Origin of the sequence: Teichococcus globiformis (assembly GCF_042646265.1) — a bacterium.
GTDB classification, from domain to species: Bacteria; Pseudomonadota; Alphaproteobacteria; order Acetobacterales; family Acetobacteraceae; genus Pseudoroseomonas; species Pseudoroseomonas globiformis.
In genome coordinates this window covers 1-16997 of sequence record NZ_JBHRTN010000002.1, presented here as the reverse complement: position 1 = coordinate 16997, position 16997 = coordinate 1, and the positions used below count along the sequence as shown (strand labels likewise).

The 16997-nt window shown below is 67.3% G+C and carries 20 protein-coding genes and 1 tRNA gene; 15 read left to right on the top strand and 6 right to left on the bottom strand.

The genetic code is table 11. From position 1 onward, the window contains the following. Positions 1 to 8: 8 nt before the first annotated feature. From ACFOD4_RS00345 to ACFOD4_RS00335, 3 genes are all read right to left on the bottom strand, one after another. Positions 9 to 920, bottom strand: a complete 912-nt coding sequence (locus tag ACFOD4_RS00345; RefSeq protein WP_379592425.1) for a carbohydrate ABC transporter permease — start codon at positions 918 to 920, stop codon at positions 9 to 11. Further along, positions 913 to 2052, bottom strand: a complete 1140-nt coding sequence (locus ACFOD4_RS00340) for an ABC transporter ATP-binding protein (RefSeq protein ID WP_379592423.1) — start codon at positions 2050 to 2052, stop codon at positions 913 to 915. The genes ACFOD4_RS00345 and ACFOD4_RS00340 overlap by 8 nt, the downstream gene beginning before the upstream one ends. Before the next feature lie 274 nt (positions 2053 to 2326). Further along, positions 2327 to 3352, bottom strand: a complete 1026-nt coding sequence (locus tag ACFOD4_RS00335) for an amino acid ABC transporter substrate-binding protein (RefSeq protein WP_379592421.1) — start codon at positions 3350 to 3352, stop codon at positions 2327 to 2329. A 413-nt stretch (positions 3353 to 3765) separates the two neighbouring features. On the opposite strand from ACFOD4_RS00335, the gene ACFOD4_RS00330 reads away from it, so the two are divergent. The 7 genes from ACFOD4_RS00330 to hpf all read left to right on the top strand — a co-directional run bounded on the left by ACFOD4_RS00330 (position 3766) and on the right by hpf (position 9350). Then, a tRNA-Leu gene (locus ACFOD4_RS00330) sits at positions 3766 to 3849 on the top strand. A gap of 31 nt (positions 3850 to 3880) precedes the next feature. Continuing rightward, a complete protein-coding gene (locus ACFOD4_RS00325; RefSeq protein WP_379592419.1) occupies positions 3881 to 4534 on the top strand; it encodes a ribonuclease D in 654 nt (217 codons plus the stop codon). 162 nt (positions 4535 to 4696) lie between these two features. Further along, positions 4697 to 5395 (top strand): LPS export ABC transporter periplasmic protein LptC, encoded by a 699-nt coding sequence (gene lptC / locus ACFOD4_RS00320; RefSeq protein WP_379592417.1) that lies wholly within the window; start codon positions 4697 to 4699, stop codon positions 5393 to 5395. Further along, positions 5392 to 6333, top strand: a complete 942-nt coding sequence (locus ACFOD4_RS00315; protein WP_379592415.1) for an LptA/OstA family protein — start codon at positions 5392 to 5394, stop codon at positions 6331 to 6333. The genes lptC and ACFOD4_RS00315 overlap by 4 nt, the downstream gene beginning before the upstream one ends. Next, positions 6330 to 7082 carry an LPS export ABC transporter ATP-binding protein gene (lptB, locus tag ACFOD4_RS00310; RefSeq protein ID WP_379592413.1) on the top strand — a complete coding sequence of 251 codons (753 nt, stop codon included), beginning with the start codon at positions 6330 to 6332 and terminating at the stop codon, positions 7080 to 7082. Before ACFOD4_RS00315 ends, lptB begins: the two co-directional genes overlap by 4 nt. A gap of 50 nt (positions 7083 to 7132) precedes the next feature. Then, a complete protein-coding gene (gene rpoN, locus ACFOD4_RS00305) occupies positions 7133 to 8632 on the top strand; it encodes an RNA polymerase factor sigma-54 (RefSeq protein ID WP_379592410.1) in 1500 nt (499 codons plus the stop codon). A gap of 79 nt (positions 8633 to 8711) precedes the next feature. Then, positions 8712 to 9350, top strand: coding sequence for a ribosome hibernation-promoting factor, HPF/YfiA family (gene hpf, locus ACFOD4_RS00300; RefSeq protein ID WP_379592408.1), 639 nt, complete (start codon positions 8712 to 8714; stop codon positions 9348 to 9350). A 181-nt stretch (positions 9351 to 9531) separates the two neighbouring features. Here hpf and ACFOD4_RS00295 read toward each other — a convergent pair whose 3' ends face one another. Together ACFOD4_RS00295 and pdxH are read right to left on the bottom strand one after the other, a co-directional pair. Then, positions 9532 to 10407: a universal stress protein gene (locus ACFOD4_RS00295; protein ID WP_379592406.1), complete on the bottom strand. Its 876-nt coding sequence runs from the start codon at positions 10405 to 10407 to the stop codon at positions 9532 to 9534. A 162-nt stretch (positions 10408 to 10569) separates the two neighbouring features. Continuing rightward, positions 10570 to 11163 (bottom strand): pyridoxamine 5'-phosphate oxidase, encoded by a 594-nt coding sequence (pdxH, locus tag ACFOD4_RS00290; protein ID WP_379592404.1) that lies wholly within the window; start codon positions 11161 to 11163, stop codon positions 10570 to 10572. Positions 11164 to 11310: 147 nt separating this feature from the next. On the opposite strand from pdxH, the gene fabI reads away from it, so the two are divergent. The 8 genes from fabI to ACFOD4_RS00250 all read left to right on the top strand — a co-directional run bounded on the left by fabI (position 11311) and on the right by ACFOD4_RS00250 (position 16033). Further along, complete coding sequence (fabI, locus tag ACFOD4_RS00285) at positions 11311 to 12150, top strand: enoyl-ACP reductase FabI (RefSeq protein WP_379592402.1); 840 nt, start codon at positions 11311 to 11313, stop codon at positions 12148 to 12150. 108 nt (positions 12151 to 12258) lie between these two features. Continuing rightward, positions 12259 to 12486 carry a hypothetical protein gene (locus ACFOD4_RS00280; protein ID WP_379592400.1) on the top strand — a complete coding sequence of 76 codons (228 nt, stop codon included), beginning with the start codon at positions 12259 to 12261 and terminating at the stop codon, positions 12484 to 12486. 19 nt (positions 12487 to 12505) lie between these two features. After that, positions 12506 to 12694, top strand: a complete 189-nt coding sequence (locus tag ACFOD4_RS00275; protein ID WP_379592398.1) for a hypothetical protein — start codon at positions 12506 to 12508, stop codon at positions 12692 to 12694. A gap of 46 nt (positions 12695 to 12740) precedes the next feature. Further along, positions 12741 to 12962 (top strand): hypothetical protein, encoded by a 222-nt coding sequence (locus tag ACFOD4_RS00270; protein WP_379592396.1) that lies wholly within the window; start codon positions 12741 to 12743, stop codon positions 12960 to 12962. Positions 12963 to 13039: 77 nt separating this feature from the next. Further along, positions 13040 to 13252 (top strand): hypothetical protein, encoded by a 213-nt coding sequence (locus ACFOD4_RS00265; protein ID WP_379592394.1) that lies wholly within the window; start codon positions 13040 to 13042, stop codon positions 13250 to 13252. A gap of 86 nt (positions 13253 to 13338) precedes the next feature. Then, complete coding sequence (aroC, locus tag ACFOD4_RS00260; RefSeq protein ID WP_379592392.1) at positions 13339 to 14445, top strand: chorismate synthase; 1107 nt, start codon at positions 13339 to 13341, stop codon at positions 14443 to 14445. Between the two features lie 94 nt (positions 14446 to 14539). Next, positions 14540 to 15751 (top strand): hypothetical protein, encoded by a 1212-nt coding sequence (locus ACFOD4_RS00255; protein ID WP_379592390.1) that lies wholly within the window; start codon positions 14540 to 14542, stop codon positions 15749 to 15751. A gap of 135 nt (positions 15752 to 15886) precedes the next feature. Then, a complete protein-coding gene (locus ACFOD4_RS00250) occupies positions 15887 to 16033 on the top strand; it encodes a peptide chain release factor 1 (RefSeq protein ID WP_379592388.1) in 147 nt (48 codons plus the stop codon). Between the two features lie 3 nt (positions 16034 to 16036). On the opposite strand, the gene ACFOD4_RS00245 is transcribed toward ACFOD4_RS00250, so the two are convergent. Continuing rightward, the gene (locus ACFOD4_RS00245) at positions 16037 to 16777 is read right to left on the bottom strand and encodes a TlyA family RNA methyltransferase (protein ID WP_379592386.1); all 741 of its coding nucleotides are present in this window, start codon (positions 16775 to 16777) and stop codon (positions 16037 to 16039) included. Between the last annotated feature and the right edge of the window lie 220 nt (positions 16778 to 16997).

Here is a 16997-nt window from a genome sequence, read left to right as displayed (position 1 = left end):
GCTTGTTCTCAGGCATAGTGCACCCGCTTGTCGAGAACCCGCGTCTGCAGCCACATCAAGGCGAGAACGATGCCCAGGAAGACCAGCGTGATGGCCGCCGAATAGCCGATGCGGAAATAGGTGAAGCCCTCTTCGTACATGGTGTAGAGCAGCACGGCGGAGGCCTTGTTCGGCCCTCCTTGGGTCAGAACCGCCACTGTGTCGAAGACGCGCACCGAGCGGATCATGGTGATGGTCAGCACGAACAGCGTGGTCGGACCCAGCAATGGCCAGGTGACGAGGCGAAAGCGCTCCCAGGCGGAGGGCACGCCATCCACTGCCGCCGCCGCGTAGAGCTCGCGCGGGATGGCGGTGAGGCCGGCCAGAAACAGCACCAGGTTGAAGCCCAGATTTTCCCAGATGCCGATGCCGGCGAGCGACAGCAGCACCGTGTCGGAGGAGGACAGCCAGGCCGGGCCGCTGACGCCGATCTCCCGCAGCAACGCGTTCAGCGGTCCGATCGTGGGATGCAGCAGGTATTGCCACGCGGCGGCCATCGCAACTGTCAGCGACACCACCGGCAGAAAGAAGACGGCGCGGAACAGGGTGCGTCCCCGCGATCCCGCTTCAATGGCAAGTGCCAGTGCGAGAGCGCCGGCAATGGACCCCGGTGCCACCAGCCCGACGTAAACCAGCGTGTTGCGCAGCGACTGCGCGAAGCCGCGGTCGCCCAGCATCTCGGTGAAGTTGTCAAGGCCGATCCAGTTGAAGCCGGGCAGGCCGAGCTCGAAATCGGTGAATGCGAGCAGCGCGGTGGCGAGGGTCGGCAGCAGCAGCATCAGCAGGTAGGCGATGGCGGCCGGCAAGGTCAGGGCCCAGGCCGCCAGCGTCTCGCTGGCCTGTGCCCGGCTTCGCACGGCGGGAAGCACGGCCTCAGACAAGGACCGGCTCCGCTCGCGCAACCAGTGCCGCCTTGACCCGCGCCCCGTCGGAGCCGAACACCAATCCGCGCTGGGGCGCGAACTCCAGGCGCACCTCCGTACCGATGGCTGGCACCCGACCAGCCATGTCCGGCGACAGGCGCAGGACCAGCCCGGTGCCATCCCGGCGCAGATGCAGCAGCAATGATTCTCCCAGAAACTCGACCGCCTCAACACAGGCGGGGATGCCTTGCGGCGCCAAGCTCAGGTCTTCCGGCCGGATGCCCAGCGTCAGCCGGCCCCGTGCTGCGGTTCGCAGCGCCGTCGCAACGCCGCCGACACGCAGCACGCCGTCCGCGCCGGCCTCGGCCTGCAGCAGGTTGATGCGCGGCGAGCCGATAAAGGTGGCGACGCGCAGATCCTGCGGATCGGCATAGATGTCCCTCGGCGCGGCGACCTGCAGGATCTGGCCGCCCTGCATCACCGCCACCCGGTCCGCCATGGTGAGGGCCTCTGACTGGTCATGCGTGACATAGAGGGTGGCGGCGCCGGCACGGCGGTGAATGTCCACGATCTCGCGCCGCGTCTGCACGCGCAGGCTGGCATCAAGGTTGGAGAGCGGCTCGTCCATCAGAAAGGCGGCGGGACGGCGGACAATGGCACGGGCCAGCGCCACGCGTTGCCGCTGACCGCCCGAGAGCTGCGCCGGCCGTCGCTCCAGCAGCGCGCCGAGGCCCAACGCCTCGGCGGCCGAGCGCACCTCCGCCGCGATGCCGCCCCGTACCCCGCGCGTTCCCGGCAGCGTGCCGCCCAGCACCGGCAGGCGCTGCCAGGCGTTGAGCCGCCGCATGGCCAGTGGCACGGCGATGTTCTCGGCCACCGTCAGATGCGGATAGAGCGCATAGGACTGAAACACCATGGCGACGTCGCGCTCGCCCGGACGCAGGGCGGAAGCCTCGCGCCCGTTGATGTGCAGACTGCCGGCATCCGCCTGCTCGATCCCCGCGACGATGCGCATGAGTGTCGTCTTGCCGCAGCCCGAGGGGCCGACAAGCGCCACGAACTCGCCTGCCGCCACATCCAGCGACACGCCGTGCAGGATTCTGTTGCCACCGAAGCTTTTGATGACCGATCGAAGGGTGATGCCCGCCAAGCCCAACTCCACGCACTGTCCGGATGGGCGCGGCTCTACAGGCGGCGTGTGACGCTCGGGTTCGAGTTGCGTGAAGCTTTTATGGTGTTGCCGGGCTCAGTCCGGAAGGTCGCTGCAACTGAGACATGCCATACCCGACGCCAGTAATCGTGCCTTCGGCCGAGCGCGGGGTGCTTGAGCTCCGTGCCGGCCGGCCACGAAGAAGCGCCGGAAGCCGGTCTTCATGGAGACTGCAGGCTGTCAGCGCTGCGGCTGGCGGCGGATGGCGACATGCTCAACGGAAAGGAGGTGACCACATCAGCCCGCCATCCCGTGCCAGCCGGTTGCGGCCCCGGTCCACGCCAACCGGTGTCATGTTGCGCTCCCACGCCTCGCCATAATTTCCAACAGCCGCGATGGCCTTCAAGGCCCAGTCATTGGGAAGTCCCAGGGTCCTGCCGAAATCGCCGGTGCTTCCCAGCAGGCGCTGCACCTCCGGATTGGCGTCCTGGGCCCGGGTGCGGGCATTGGCGGCGGTCACGCCGTTCTCTTCCGCAGCTACCAGCGCATGGCCGGTCCATTTCACAATATCGGCCCAGCGCTCGTCACCCTTGCGCACCATCGGGCCCAGCGGCTCGCTGCTTACTGCCTCGGGCAGGATGACATACTGCTCGGCCTCGGCGCCCCGCCCTGCCCGGATCGCGGCCAGTCCTGTCCGGTCAGTGGTGTAGACATCGCAGCGGCCGGCCAGAAAGGCGGTTGTGGCTTCCTGGAAGTTCTCGATCAGCACGGGGGTGAAGCTGATGCCATTGGCGCGGAACCAATCGGTGAGGTTCAGTTCCGTGGTGGTGCCCGGCTGAAGGCAGACGCTGGCGCCGTTCAACTCCTTGGCGGAATTCACCCCAAGGTCGCGCTTTACCATGAAGCCTTGCCCGTCATGCACCAGCACACCGGTGAAGCTGAGGCCGATGCCCACGTCGCGGCCAAAGCTGTAGGTGGTGCCGCGCGACAGCAGGTCGATCTCGCCCGATTGCAGGGCGGTGAAGCGATTCTGCGGCGTGGTCGGCACGAAGCGCACCTTCGAAGCGTCGCCCAGCGCCGCCGCGGCCACCGCCCGGCAGAAATCGGCGTCGATGCCGCGCCATTCGCCCCGTGAATCCGCCTGGGACAGCCCGGCCACACCGGTGGACACGCCACAGGCCAGTGTGCCGCGCTTCTGCACCGTCGCCAGGGTATCGGCGGAAGGTGCCTGGGCAGACAGGCCGGGCGCGAGGACCAGGCCCGAGAGGCCGAACAGGACAAGCAAGGCGGTGCGGCGCATGGGCGCGGTCTCCCGGTGGAAGGTACAGCAAAGGCGGAACCCTGCATTCCGTCCTTCGGTTTCTCGGGCGGCTTCGCTGGATGGGAATGGATCGCCCTCGTCAGGCCGTGGTGTTCAACAGCCAGGGATCAGCGCCCTGCCACACCTTCCGCGACGAGAGGAGCTGATCATCGGCCGGACTCCATCAAGGAGGCCGGGCTCTTCCGCCAAGGTGGCGTTCGGGCACCGTCCTTCCCACCGGCGGAGAGGTCGGAAGGGGGCGCAGACACTCTCTCGCGACGGTGCTGCGGTCCCGCGCGATGTTCCCGTCAGAAGACCTGCACCGTTTTGTCGCGAATCTGCAAAACCCATGTTGACGCCGGAACCCGCCGCCCATAAAAGCCCGTCCACGCCGCTCGGCGGTTCGCCTCCTTGCCCAGGTGGTGGAATTGGTAGACGCGCTGGCTTCAGGTGCCAGTGACCGCAAGGTCGTGAAGGTTCGAGTCCTTTCCTGGGCATATCTCCCCCGCCTGCATGTTCGGGGCGACGATGGCCAAGACCTTGTTCAGCCCCAACGCTGTGATCAAACTTCATAAGCATGACTTGCCGGCGGATCTTGCCCTCGGCCCGGTGGTTGCCGTCGATACTGAGACGATGGGCCTCGATCCGCGCCGCGATCGGTTATGTCTGGTGCAGCTCTCCGCCGGCGACGGCACGGCGCATTGCGTACAGATCCTGCCGCCCTCACTTGGGGGACGGGGTGGCGATTGCCCTCACCTGAAGAGGCTGCTGACGCGCCCGGACGTGGTGAAGCTGTTCCACTTCGCGCGTTTCGACGTGGCCATTCTCCGTGCGGGGCTCGGGGTGGAGGTGGCACCGGTCCGCTGCACCAAGATCGCCGCCAAGCTGGTCCGGACCTTTACCGAGCGGCACGGCCTGAAGGAATTGTGCCGGGAATTGCTGGGCGTGGAGCTTTCAAAGCAGCAGCAGAGCAGCGACTGGGGCGCCCCGGAGCTGACCCCCGAGCAACTGGCCTATGCCGCGTCGGACGTGCTGCATCTGCATGCACTCTGGGCCCGGCTGGAAACCCTGCTGATCCGCGAGGGGAGGCTGGAACTGGCAGAGGCGTGCTTCCGCTTCCTGCCCGCGCGGGGCGCACTTGACCTCCTGGGCTATGACCAGCCGGACATCTTCGCGCACTAGGAACAATCTGGCGAAACCTTGGCACGGTTTTTGGTAGGCGAGCATGTCTTCCTGCGTTGACCCGACCCGGGTGCAGCCCCATACAAGGTTGGTGAGGCCCTTCCCCTTTTCCGCCGGCCTGTTCCGTGACCCCCCGGTCCCGGTGCCCCGGAGCGCCGCCGCATGACCACGCCCTTGCCGCCCCGGGACATCCCGCACGCCCCGGCCGCGGATCGGGCCGGCGCACGGCCGCGCATGCTGCGCCCGTCACGCTCCCGCCTGGTGATGAACGAAGGCGCGCTGGCCCGGCGTCGCCTGATGGTGCTGATCGCCAGATGGGTGCTGCCCATCGGCGCGCTGGCCCTGCTGGCCGTGGTCGCGCTTTGGCCGGAATTCGAAGGGGCGGAAGATCGGGGCCGCCTCGCCTTCCGCCGCGCGACCCAGGCCACCACCGAGGCGATGCGCCTTTCCATCGCCCGCTACCAGGGTCTGGACGAGCAGGGCCGGCCGGTGAACGTGACCGCCAGCTCGGCCACGCAACAGGAGCAGCAGAACCTGATCGACCTGACCCGGCCGCGCGCCGACATGGTGACCTCCAGCGGCGCTTGGGTGATGCTGGAATCGGAAACGGGCGAATACAAGCGGGACCAGAATCTGCTCGACCTCGCCGGCCGCGTGACGCTGTGGCACGAGGATGGCAGCACGCTGCGCACCGAGGCTGCACATATCGACCTGAATGCCGGAGCCGCCGAAGGGAACCGCGCCGTGGCGGCCCAGGGCCCCTTCGGCACGCTGGTAAGCGAAGGGTTCCGTTTGCAGGATCGCGGGCAGGTTGTGGTCTTCACCGGCCAGGCCAAGGCCGTGCTGGAGGGTGGCCGATGATCGTGACCCGTCTGCTCCCCGTGGCGGCGCTGCTTCTGGCAGCGGCGCTACGCCCCGCACCGGTTGCCGCCCAGTCGCTCGACCTGACGCAGGGTGGACCGGTGGAGGTGACCGCCAGCAACGGCATCGAATGGCGTCAGCAGGAGCAGCTGGTGATCGCCCGCGGCAATGCGCGCGCGGTTCGCGCCGGGGTCACGGTCACCGCCGACCGGCTGGTTGCCCGGTATCGGCCTCGCGCCGGCCAGCCCGCCCCCTCCCAGGGCTCGGAAGACACGCCCATGTCGGGCGGCGAGATCTGGCGCCTGGAGGCGGAGGGCAACGTCAAGATCGACAGCGCCACCGACCATGCCGAGGGCGACCGCGCCATCTACGACATGGACCAGGCCGTGCTGGTGATGACCGGACGGGCGCTGAAGCTGACTACGCCGCAGGAGGTGCTGACCTCCCGCGACAGCCTGGAATACTGGCCGCAGCGGCGCATGGCCGTGGCGCGCGGCGCCGCCCATGTGGTGACGCAGGACAAGCGGCAGATCTTTGCCGACACGCTGGTCGGGTATTTCCGCGACCAGGGCGCCTCCCCCGCGCCGCGCAATGCCGCCGCCGGCGCACCGGCGCAGGGCAGCCAGCTGGAGCGCACCGAGGCCTTCGGCAATGTTGAGATCCGGACGCCATCCGAGGTGGTGCGCGGCGACCGTGGCGTCTATCTCGAATCAACCGGCATGGCGCGCCTGCTGGGCGGTGTCCGCATCACCCGCGGTGACAACCAGCTGAACGGCCAGGAGGCCATCGTGAACATGCGCACTGGCGTGGCACGCCTGGTTTCCACTCCCGGCCAGCGCGTGCAGGGGTTGATCATTCCGCAACAGGGCCAGGAGGCAGCGCAGCCTTCCCAAGCGCAGCCTTCCCAGGGGCAACCGCGCCCGGGAACAGCGCGATGAGCGCGGGGCTGAAGGTGGTGCTGGGCGAGGGCGGACTGGTCGCGAAGGGGCTGGGCAAGCGGTACAAGAAGCGCCCCGTTGTGCGCGGTGTTTCGCTGAGCGTGCGGCGCGGCGAGGCAGTCGGCCTGTTCGGGCCGAACGGCGCGGGCAAGACCACGACCTTCTACATGATGACCGGTCTGGTGCGTCCCGATGAGGGGCAGGTCTTCATGGACGGGCAGGAAGTCACCTCGCTTCCCATGTATCGCCGCGCCCGCATGGGCCTCGGCTACCTGCCGCAGGAAGCCTCGATCTTTCGTGGCCTGTCGCTGGAAGACAATATCCGCGCCGCCCTGGAAGTGGTGGAGCCGGTGCGCGAGCGGCGGGAACAGATGCTGGACGAGTTGCTGGCCGAGTTTGGGCTGACGCATCTGCGCCGTTCCCCGTCCCTTGCACTCTCGGGTGGCGAGCGGCGGCGCTGCGAGATCGCCCGGGCTTTGGCCACCCACCCGGCCTATATCCTGCTCGACGAACCCCTGGCCGGCATCGACCCGATCGCCGTGGGCGAGATCCGCGACCTGGTGAAGCATCTGAAGAACCGCGGTATCGGCGTGCTGATCACCGATCACAATGTGCGCGAAACGCTGGAGATCATCGACCGCGCCTACATCCTGCACGACGGCCAGGTCCTGATGGAAGGCACGCCGGAGGACATCGTCGCGCATGAAGGCGTGCGGCGGGTTTATCTGGGCGAAAGGTTCAGCCTGTAGCCATGCGGAACACCCTCCCCGCCCCACCTCCCTGAACGGAGCGTTCGGTCTTGGCCATCGGACCGCGCCTGGATCTGCGTTTCACCCAGTCGCTGGTGATGACGCCGCAGCTGCGGCAGGCGATCAAGCTGCTGCAATCCTCCAATCTCGAGGTTACCGCCTTTGTGGAGGAAGAGCTCGAGCGCAATCCGCTGCTGGAGCGGGACGAGAAGCCGGAAGGTGGAGCATCCGTGCCCCCGCCGCGCGAGATCGTGCCTCCGCCCCGCCTCGACAGCTATGACGGCGCCAGTGCCGCGACGCTGCCGGCGGACACCGAAGCGCCGTTGGATATCGGGGATTGGTCCAACGTCTACGATGGCGAGCCCCGCTTTGGCGAAGGGCGTGGCGGCCGGGCCGATTTCGAGGGGGATGGCCGAGGCATCGATGAGCTGGCGGTTGAACGGCCCCGCACCTTGCAGGAGGAGCTGGCCGGGCAAGTCCGCCTCACCTTTCCCGACCCTGGCGACCGGTTGATCGCGGCGCAGCTTATCGCGCTGCTTGATCCCGCCGGGCGGCTCGCTGCTGCCGATGGCGACATTGCGGCCGCAATGGGCTGCGATGCCGCACGGGTCGGGGAGATCCGCGCCCGGATGCAGCGCTTCGAGCCCACGGGACTGTTCTGCCGCGACCTGCAGGAATGCCTTTCGGTGCAGCTTGCCGAGCGCAACCGGCTGGATCCGGCCATGGTTGCGCTGCTGGCGAATCTTGAGCTGCTGGCGCGGCGTGACATGCGGGGCCTGATGCGCGTCTGCGGCGTCGATGCCGAGGACCTGGCCGATATGGTCGCGGAGCTGAAGCGCCTGGACCCGAAGCCCGGCGCCGGCTACGACATCGCCCCTGCCATGGCCGTGGTGCCCGATGTGCTGATGCGTGCCGCACCGGTCTGGGCAGGTGTAGGCGGCGCAGCCGAGGCCGACTGGATCCTGGAGCTCAATCCCGAAACCCTGCCCCGGCTGCTGGTCAAGCGCGGCTTCCATGCCCGCGCCCAGGTCAGCGCCACGCGGGAGGAGAGGGCCTTCCTGGCGGAAAAGTTCCAGGCCGCCAACTGGCTGGTGAAGAGCCTGGAGCAGCGCGCCAACACTATTCTCAAGGTCGCGGCCGAGATTGTTCGCCGGCAGGACGGCTTTTTCCGCCATGGCGTGACGCATCTGCGGCCCCTGATCCTGCGCGACGTGGCCGAGGCTGTGGAAATGCATGAATCCACCGTCAGCCGGGTCACGGCCAACAAGTACATCGCGACGCCGAGAGGCAATTTCGAGCTGAAGTATTTCTTCACCACGGCAATTGGCGGCACCGCGGGAGAAACTTTCAGCGCCGAGGCGATTAGACACCGTATCCGCAGCATGGTCGCGGCGGAGACATCGGATGACATCCTCAGCGATGATGCGATTGTTGCAGCTTTGCGAAGGGAAGGGGTGGACATCGCCCGTCGGACGGTGGCCAAATACAGGGAAGCGTTGCGCATCCCATCATCCGTGCAACGTAAGCGGGAGAAGGCCGTCCCGGCCTGACCCGGCGCGGGCGCGACCCGCCCGCTCCGCCGTCCCCTCGGGACGGCCCCTCCCCGATCAGAAGGAGGGGTTACTCCACATGCACATCGTCGTCGCAGGGAAGCAGGTTGAAACCGGCGAGGCCCTGAAGGTCCATGTGGCCGAAGGCCTCAACACCGTGACGAAGAAATACTTCGACCACGCCCTGGAGGCTTACGTCACCTTCAGCAAGAACCGGGCATTCTTCGCCTGCACTGTCGACATCCATGCCGGACGAGGGCTGAGCCTGCGCGGCGAGGGCGAGGGGCCGGATGCCCACCGCGCCTTTGACGAGGCCGCGTCGCATATCGCCAAGCGACTGCGCCGCTATCGCCGCCGCATGAACGAGCATTCCCGGGCTCAGGCCGGCGACCGGCTGCCGGCCACCGCCGAAACCGCCCGCTCCGTGATCCTGGCCCAGGCCCCGGACGAGCCGGATGAGACGATCGACCCCGACATCCTGCTGGACGGGCTGATTGAAGATCGCCCCCAGCCCAAGGCCAACGGGCACGATGAGAACCACATCATCGCCGAGACACCAACGGAGATTGCGCGTCTCAGCGTCAGCGAGGCAGTGATGCGGATGGATCTCGGCCATCTGCCGGTGATGATGTTCCGCAACCAGGATAGCGGGCAGCTCAACGTGGTGTACCGCCGACAAGATGGGAATGTCGGCTGGATCGATCCGCAGGGCCGCTGAGGTCAGAAGGCGCGCCGCCTTCAGGCTGAACCCGCACGTTCCGGGAGGGCCACACCCTCCCGAAACGGACCGGCAAGGTTTGAGGCGCTTACAAATCCGGCGGGCAGGTAGGCGGCCCGGTCCGGAACGCAACCTTAAGTTCGAGGGGCAACGCCCCTCGCCCCCTTCTTCCGTCAGCCTGTCAGCGGCACATCAACACGGGCACGTCGGCATTCTCCAACACATGCCGCGTCACCCCGCCCAGGATCAGCTGCCGCAGCCGGGAATGGCTGTAGGCACCCATGCAAAGCAGGTCGGCGTTGAAGTCGCGCACGGCGCCCAGCAGCCCGGCGCCGACCTCGCGGGTCTGCGGCTTGAACGGCACCGCCTCCGCCTCAATGCCGTGCCAGCGCAGATAGGCCCTCATGCCGTCGGCAGCGGGCCCGCGCCGCTGATAATCGTCGCTGTGCAGAATGCGTACTGCCTCGGCATGGTGCAGGTAGGGCAGCGCCGCAGCCACGGCGGCAGCGCTCTCCGCCGTGCCGTTCCAGGCGACACAGACGCGTTTGCCGATGGTTTCAGGTGCCTCGCGCGGGGCGATCAGCACCGGCCGGCCGGAGTCGAACAGCACCGCGTGCAGCGCGTCGGAAGAGGAAACATCCTCTTCCGCTTCCGGGTGCGGCACCACGGCCATGTCGTAGAGGCGCGAGAGCTGCGCCACCACATCCTCCTCCCGGCCGGCGATGGATTCGAAGGACAGCGTCGGCCCTTCACTCTTGGCCGCCGTTTCGGCGGAAAGGGCGATGGTGACGTCGCGCCCCTGCACGAAGCGCTCAAACAGGCCACGCACGCGGCCTGCGCGCTCGCCGCTTTCACGTTCGGTGGCAGCCATCATCTCTTCGATCATGGCGCCCGACAGGCCCTCGCCCGCCAGGGGCGCCACGTCGCGGGCATCGACCCGTACATGAAGGCAATGCACGTGACTGTGCCAGGTCCGCGCCACCATCAGCGCGGTGTGCAGCGCTGCCTCGCCCGCGGCGGTACCCGTCAGGGGCAGCAGGATACGGCGATAGGCCATGACATGATCTCCTCGATCCAGTCCGCGCCGCTGCGACGGTCCGTCATCAGGGCGTCATGCACTTTAGCACGGCCAAGCCCGCGCCGTCCTGCGCCCTTGCGGGTCCTCCATCGCGGCCCGGCCCGCCCAGATTAGCGGTTCGCGCGCCGGTTGGGGATAAAATCAGGGAAACAGACGAAGGCTGCGCCACCCGGCACCTTCCGGCTCGAACACCACACGGTCATGCAGCCGGAACGGCATGTCCTGCCAGAATTCGAACCGGGCGGGCAGCACGCGGAAGCCACCCCAGTGGGGGGGGCGTGGAATATCCCCGGAGGGAAAGCGTGCCTCGGTCTCGGCCAGTGCGGCTTCCAGCTCCTGCCGGCCGGCCAACGGCCGGGACTGCCGCGAGGCCCAGGCGCCCAGGCGCGACAGCCGCGGACGCGTGGCGTAATAGGCGTCCGACTCGGCGGCGCTTACCTCTTCCACCGCCCCCTCGACACGCACTTGCCGCCGCAGCGACTTCCAATGGAACAGGAGCGCCGCGCGCGGGTTGGGAAGCAGTTCGCCCCCCTTGCGGCTTTCCTTGTTGGTGAAGAAAACGAAGCCCCGGTCGTCCATGCCCTTCAGCAGCACCATGCGGGCGGAAGGCGTGCCGTCCCGTGTCGCGGTGGCCAGCGTCATGGCGTTGGGATCGTTCGGCTCGCCGACTTCCGCCTCGGCCAGCCAGGCCTGGAACAGGGCGAAGGGTCCGGCGGATTCGTCGATAGCGGTCATGCAGGCTTCCCCCGCGGGTTGAAGCGGGGCGGGCCACTGCCCCTTGCTCCGGTCGAGGCGGTGTGCCACCACCGGCTGACCCTTGCAACGGGGATACCCCGCCCCGGTTCCTGTCCTAAACCCTGAGCGAAACGGTCCTGCCCACCCATGGAAGCTGACGCCCCCCATTCCGCCGCCGTCCCTACTGGCACGCTGATGAACGGCAAGCGCGGCCTGATCATGGGCGTGGCGAATGACCGTTCCATTGCCTGGGGCATTGCCAAGGCGCTCGCCGCCCACGGCGCCGAAATCGCCTTCACCTACCAGGGCGATGCGCTGGAGAAGCGTGTGCGGCCTCTGGTGCAGAGCGTCGGCAGCGACATTCTGCTGCCCTGCGACGTGACCGACGAGGCCAGCATCGACGCGGTGTTCGAGACGCTGGAGAAACGCTGGGGCAGGATCGATTTCCTGGTTCACGCCATCGGCTTCGCCAACAAGGAATACCTGCGCGGCCGCTACATGGACACGCCGCGTGAGGCCTTCCTCCAGGCGCTGGACATCTCCTGCTTCTCCTTTGTCTCGGTTTCGCGCCGGGCGGCGGCGCTGATGCCCCATGGCGGCTCGCTGCTGACGCTGAGCTATCTGGGCGCTGAGCGGGTCACGCCGCATTACAACGTCATGGGCGTGGCCAAAGCCGCGCTGGAGGCCAGCGTCCGGTACATGGCGGTCGATGTCGGTGGGCAGGGCATCCGGGTGAACGCCATTTCCGCCGGGCCGATCCGCACCCTGGCGGCCAGCGGCATCGGCGATTTCCGCTACATCCTGAAGTGGAACCAGTACAACGCGCCGTTGAAGCGCAACTCCACCATCGAGGATGTGGGCGGCGCCGGGCTGTACCTGTTGTCCGACCTCGGCGCCGGCGTCACCGGCGAGGTGCACCATGTGGATTGCGGCTACCATGTTGTCGGCATGAAGGCCGTGGACGCACCCGACATCTCGGTGGTCTGACGTCCTTCCGCGGCGACGCTGCCCTTTTCCGGCAGCGCAACCGCCTCCTGCGCATGCCGTTCTTCCGTTACGCGCGGCCGATCCTGGCCGTGCCGAAGGGAGGCGCAGATGAGCCAGCACGACACGCAGCCCGGAAGGCCACCCCTGTCCCCCGGAGGCAAGGGGATGACACCGGATCCCCGCGCCGGCGGTGGGGCACCTTCGGCGGGCGCTGCCGGCGATGAGGCTGCAGCCGAAGCGTTGCAGGATGGCGCTCTTCCCGAAGATGCCCATGCCGCCGCCGGAAAGGTGGAAGAAACGGAACGTGCCGTCCGTGCCGCGCATCAGATGCGCTGAGCAACCGAGGAGACAGTTCATGAGCAAGGCTCACATGCCGCCGGTTCCGCCTGCCAACCGTGCAGCGACACCAGGTGCCGATCGCAACACGCCGCCCGCGAAGGAAGCTCAGGGTTCCGGCAAGCAGGTCGATGAAACGCCCAATCAGGGCCAAAGCGGAACCATCAAGCAGAACACCACGCATCAGGGCCTGCAGCACGACCGGTGAGCCGGGCCGCAGCCCTTGGATGTGCTAAAGGGAACAGGAAGCCATCATGCCGCAGGACAATGCGAATACCGGCCGCCATGGCGGCCCCGGCAGCAGCCATCAGAATCAGCAGGACCCGTCCAAGTCGTCCGCCACGGGCCGCAAGGGCGGCGGCGACAATAGCGGGCCGGAGGCAGGCTCCTCGACCAATCCAGATCACAGCCGCGTCTCCGGGGGTGGCGGCGAGCGCGATCGCAACCATACCCACGATCCCGACACCAAGCACTAAGTACGCCTCCCCGCCGCTCCGGCGGTGGGACATTCCGGCCCACTTGGCCGGGACGCGGCAGTAGAAAGGGTTCCAACATGGCTGAACAACCGAAAGACGGCGGCACAGTCCGCAAGTCCAATACCGGGGAAGCGGAGCAGCAGGAGACGGCCTCTGGGACCATCCGTCAGCCGATCCAGCCCGGCGAGACCCAGCCTGGTGAAGGTGTGGAAATGGCGCAGAACCTGGGTGGGCCGATCGATGTTTTCCCCGCCGGCGGGCGTCGCAAGACACCGCAGTCGGAGGAGTAGCATTCCCGGGCGGCAGTGGCCCCCTTGGCCTTTGCCGCGACCTTCCGCATAACCACGGGATCGATCCCTGTGGTATTGCGGTCCTCATGTCCCATAATTCCTTCGGTCATCTGTTCCGCGTCACCAGTTGGGGCGAAAGTCACGGGCCGGCCATCGGCGGCGTTGTGGATGGCTGCCCGCCTGGCCTGGCGCTTGGTGAGGGCGACATTCAGCCCTTTCTTGACCGTCGTCGCCCCGGACAATCAAAGTTCGTCACGCAGCGGCAGGAGCCGGACGAGGTCCGCCTGCTGTCCGGTGTGTTCGAGGGGCTGACCACCGGCACGCCGATCAGCTTCATCATCGAGAACCAGGACCAGCGCTCCAGAGACTACGGAGACATCAAGGACCGATTTCGGCCCGGACATGCCGACCTGACCTATCATCTGAAATACGGTGTCAGGGATTACCGCGGCGGGGGGCGCTCCTCCGCGCGCGAAACGGCGGTGCGGGTTGCTGCCGGAGCCATTGCACGCAAGGTGCTCGGCGCCTCGGTGACAATCCGGGGCGCCATGGTGGCGATGGGACCCCTTGGCATTGACCGTACCCGGTTTGATTGGGCGGAGGTGGAGCTGAACCCCTTCTTCTGCCCCGATCCCAACGTCGTGCCACTCTGGGAAGAAACGCTGGCTGCCACGCGCAAGGCCGGAAGCAGCCTGGGCGCCGTGATCGAAGTGATGGCGGAAGGCCTGCCTCCGGGGCTTGGCGCGCCGCTTTACGGCAAACTTGATGCGGACATTGCCGGCGCGTTGATGAGCATCAATGCGGTGAAGGGTGTCGAGATCGGAGAGGGCTTCACCGGGGCCACACTGGATGGCGAAGCCAATGCCGACGAGATGCGCATGAACCCCGACGGCACGGTGAGCTTCCTGTCCAACCATGCCGGCGGCATCCTGGGTGGCATCTCGACAGGGCAGCCGGTGGTTGCGCGTTTCGCCGTCAAGCCCACGTCCTCCATCCTGACCCCGCGGCAGTCCATCGACCGGATGGGCGGCGAGGTCGAGGTGCTGACCAAGGGGCGCCATGATCCCTGTGTCGGCATCCGGGCGGTTCCCGTTGGGGAGGCCATGCTGGCCTGCGTGCTCGCAGACCATCTGCTGCGGCACCGAGCACAGAACCCTGAAGCGCCAGCCACAGCCCGGCTGCCGCGCAACTAATCGTGAGCAGGCTTCAGCGCGTCCGACCCTTTCGCTTGACCAAGCGTTCCGCCCTCCGGAAGGTAGCCCGGTGCGTTGAAGGAGGGCCAGGTGGATGTTGCGCGCTGACAATGACGCCACGGGTCAGGGGGGCTTCGACTGCGCCGGATTCCTGGCACTGGCGGGGGAAACGCCATGGCGCCTGCGCATGGCCGAGATCGCGCAACGTGCCGCGCCGACATCCTGGCGGGGCCGCGCCTCCCAGCGCCGTCACGCGCTGGAACTGATCCTGACGCGGCTGGCGCGCCCCCAGGACGGGGTGCGCCCCAACCGAGCGGAACGCCGCATCCTGGCCCTGGCGCGCGAGGCGGTGGCGCTGGCCGACACCCTGCCCGAGCCGCCGCGTGAAAGGCTGCGCCAGCGCCTGCTGGAAGGTCTGGTGGGAGAAGCCACACTGATCCCCCTGTTCCACATGCTGCGGGAAGCCATGCGGCAACGGGCGCGGGGCTTCACCGTTCACTTCACCGGGCTGACCGATGGAACGCCGCACGACCTGCTGCTGGAGTATGGCGGCATCACCGCCGAGCTGGTGTGTGAAACCGTGTCGGCTGAGGAAGGTCGCCATCTGCACCGCGGCGACTGGTTCACCCTGGTGGATGGCGTTAATCCCGAGCTGCAAAGCTGGCTGGCGGCGCATCCCGGCCGTTACCTGCTGAAGATGTCCCTGCCCGGCGGTATCCAGGGCCCGGAGGAGCTGGCCGCGCTGCAATGCCAGGTCAGCACCATGCTGGCCGATCAGAAGCGGCAGGACAATTCAGGGGCAGCAGTGCTGAAGCTCGATCCGCTGATGCTCGCTGGGGCTCAGGCTGCCGGTGAGGGGTTCTCCGAGCGGCTGCGGCGCCAGTTCGGGCCCGATGCCCATCTGGCTGTGACTGCGACGGCGGCGGGCGACAGCGTGTTCGTCATGGCGGCGCGAGCCGGCCGGGAAAATGGAATCGCTGCCGCTGTGACCCGCCGCCTGCAGCATTGCGCGGAAACCCGGCTGTCCGGCCAGCATGCCGGCATCGTTGCTGTGTTTCTGGAAGATGTGGATCGCGCCGAGTGGCGCGGCCTGCGGGAGTCACTGGAACTCGAAGGAGCGGTGCGGCGCTTCTACACCACCTCCGGCGCGGCCCGGATCACTGCATCCTCCTGCGCCACCCGGATGGAATTGTTTGACATGCCTGTGCCGGATGCAGCCGAGCATGGCGAGCTCCGCTTCCGCAATCAGGGCCACCCGGACGCAGGACGCGCGGCGCTGCAGCCGGCCGTTCAGTCGCTGGCTTAGGAGCCGGCTTCAGCGCTCCAATCGACCCACACGTCATTCGCGGGTCACAAAAATGTTTCGTCGCCTTAATGCCACCTTTCTGACCATGTTGCGTTGCAAGAACTCCGCAACACCGTGCAACAGACGAGATCCGGAATGTCCGAGCGCGACATGGAGGCCAAGCTTCTGGAGCTTGACCGACTGCTGAACGACCCTGAAGTGCAGATGGACCCGCATCGTGTGTGGTCGCTGCTCCAGGAAATCTCCACGGCTGGCAAGGTGGCCGTGCCGCGCGCCGCCTGAAGGCTACTCCTCGCGCCGGGCAGCAATCAGGAATTCCCGGTTGCCCTCTGGCCCGAGGATCGGGCTGGGCTCCACGCCCAGGACCGACCAGCCAAAAAGGCCGCTCCACCATTCCGTGACCCTGTCGCAAACCGCCTGGTGAACCGTCGGGTCACGCACGACCCCTCCTTTTCCGACCAGTTCCGGCCCGGCCTCGAATTGTGGCTTGATCAACGCCACGGCCCATGCACCCGGGGCGGCCAGGTTCAGGGCTGCTGGCAGAACGGTGGCCAGGCCGATGAAGCTGGCATCGCAGACCACCACCTCCGGCGGCTCCGGGATCTGCGAGCTGTCCAGCCGGCGTGCATTGGTTTTCTCCAGCACCACGACGCGATCGTCGCTGCGCAGCTTCCAGGCAAGCTGCCCATGCCCCACATCCACGGCATACACCTTGGCCGCGCCGTGGTGCAGCAGAACATCGGTAAAGCCGCCCGTGGATGCACCAACATCCACCGCGACCCGCCCTGCAGGTTGCAGCGAGAAATGCTCCAGCGCATGGGACAGCTTCATGCCGCCGCGGCTGACCCAAGGGTGCTCCTGGCCCTTGACCTCCAATGGGGTGTCCTCGGCAACCGGTTGGCCGGGCTTCTCCACCCGTCTGGTGTTGGAGAACACCTTGCCGGCCATGATCAGGGCCTGTGCCTTGGCACGGCTCTCCACCAAGCCGCGGTCCACCAGCGCCATATCAGCTCTCTGCTTGGGCATGTTCTTACTCCGAAGTCACGCCAGGGGCGGCACCCCTGGACGACCCCAGGGGTGACAGCGTCACCCCGGCAGCGTGCCGGTCCCCATCAAGCCAGGGCGGGCAGGCTGCCCCTGCCCTGCCCCAGAGCGTTGAGGGCGGTTTCGACGATGCTGCGGGCGGACAGGCCGGCGGCGTCGTACTGGGCCTTGGGGGTGTCGTGGTCGATGAAGCTGTCGGGCA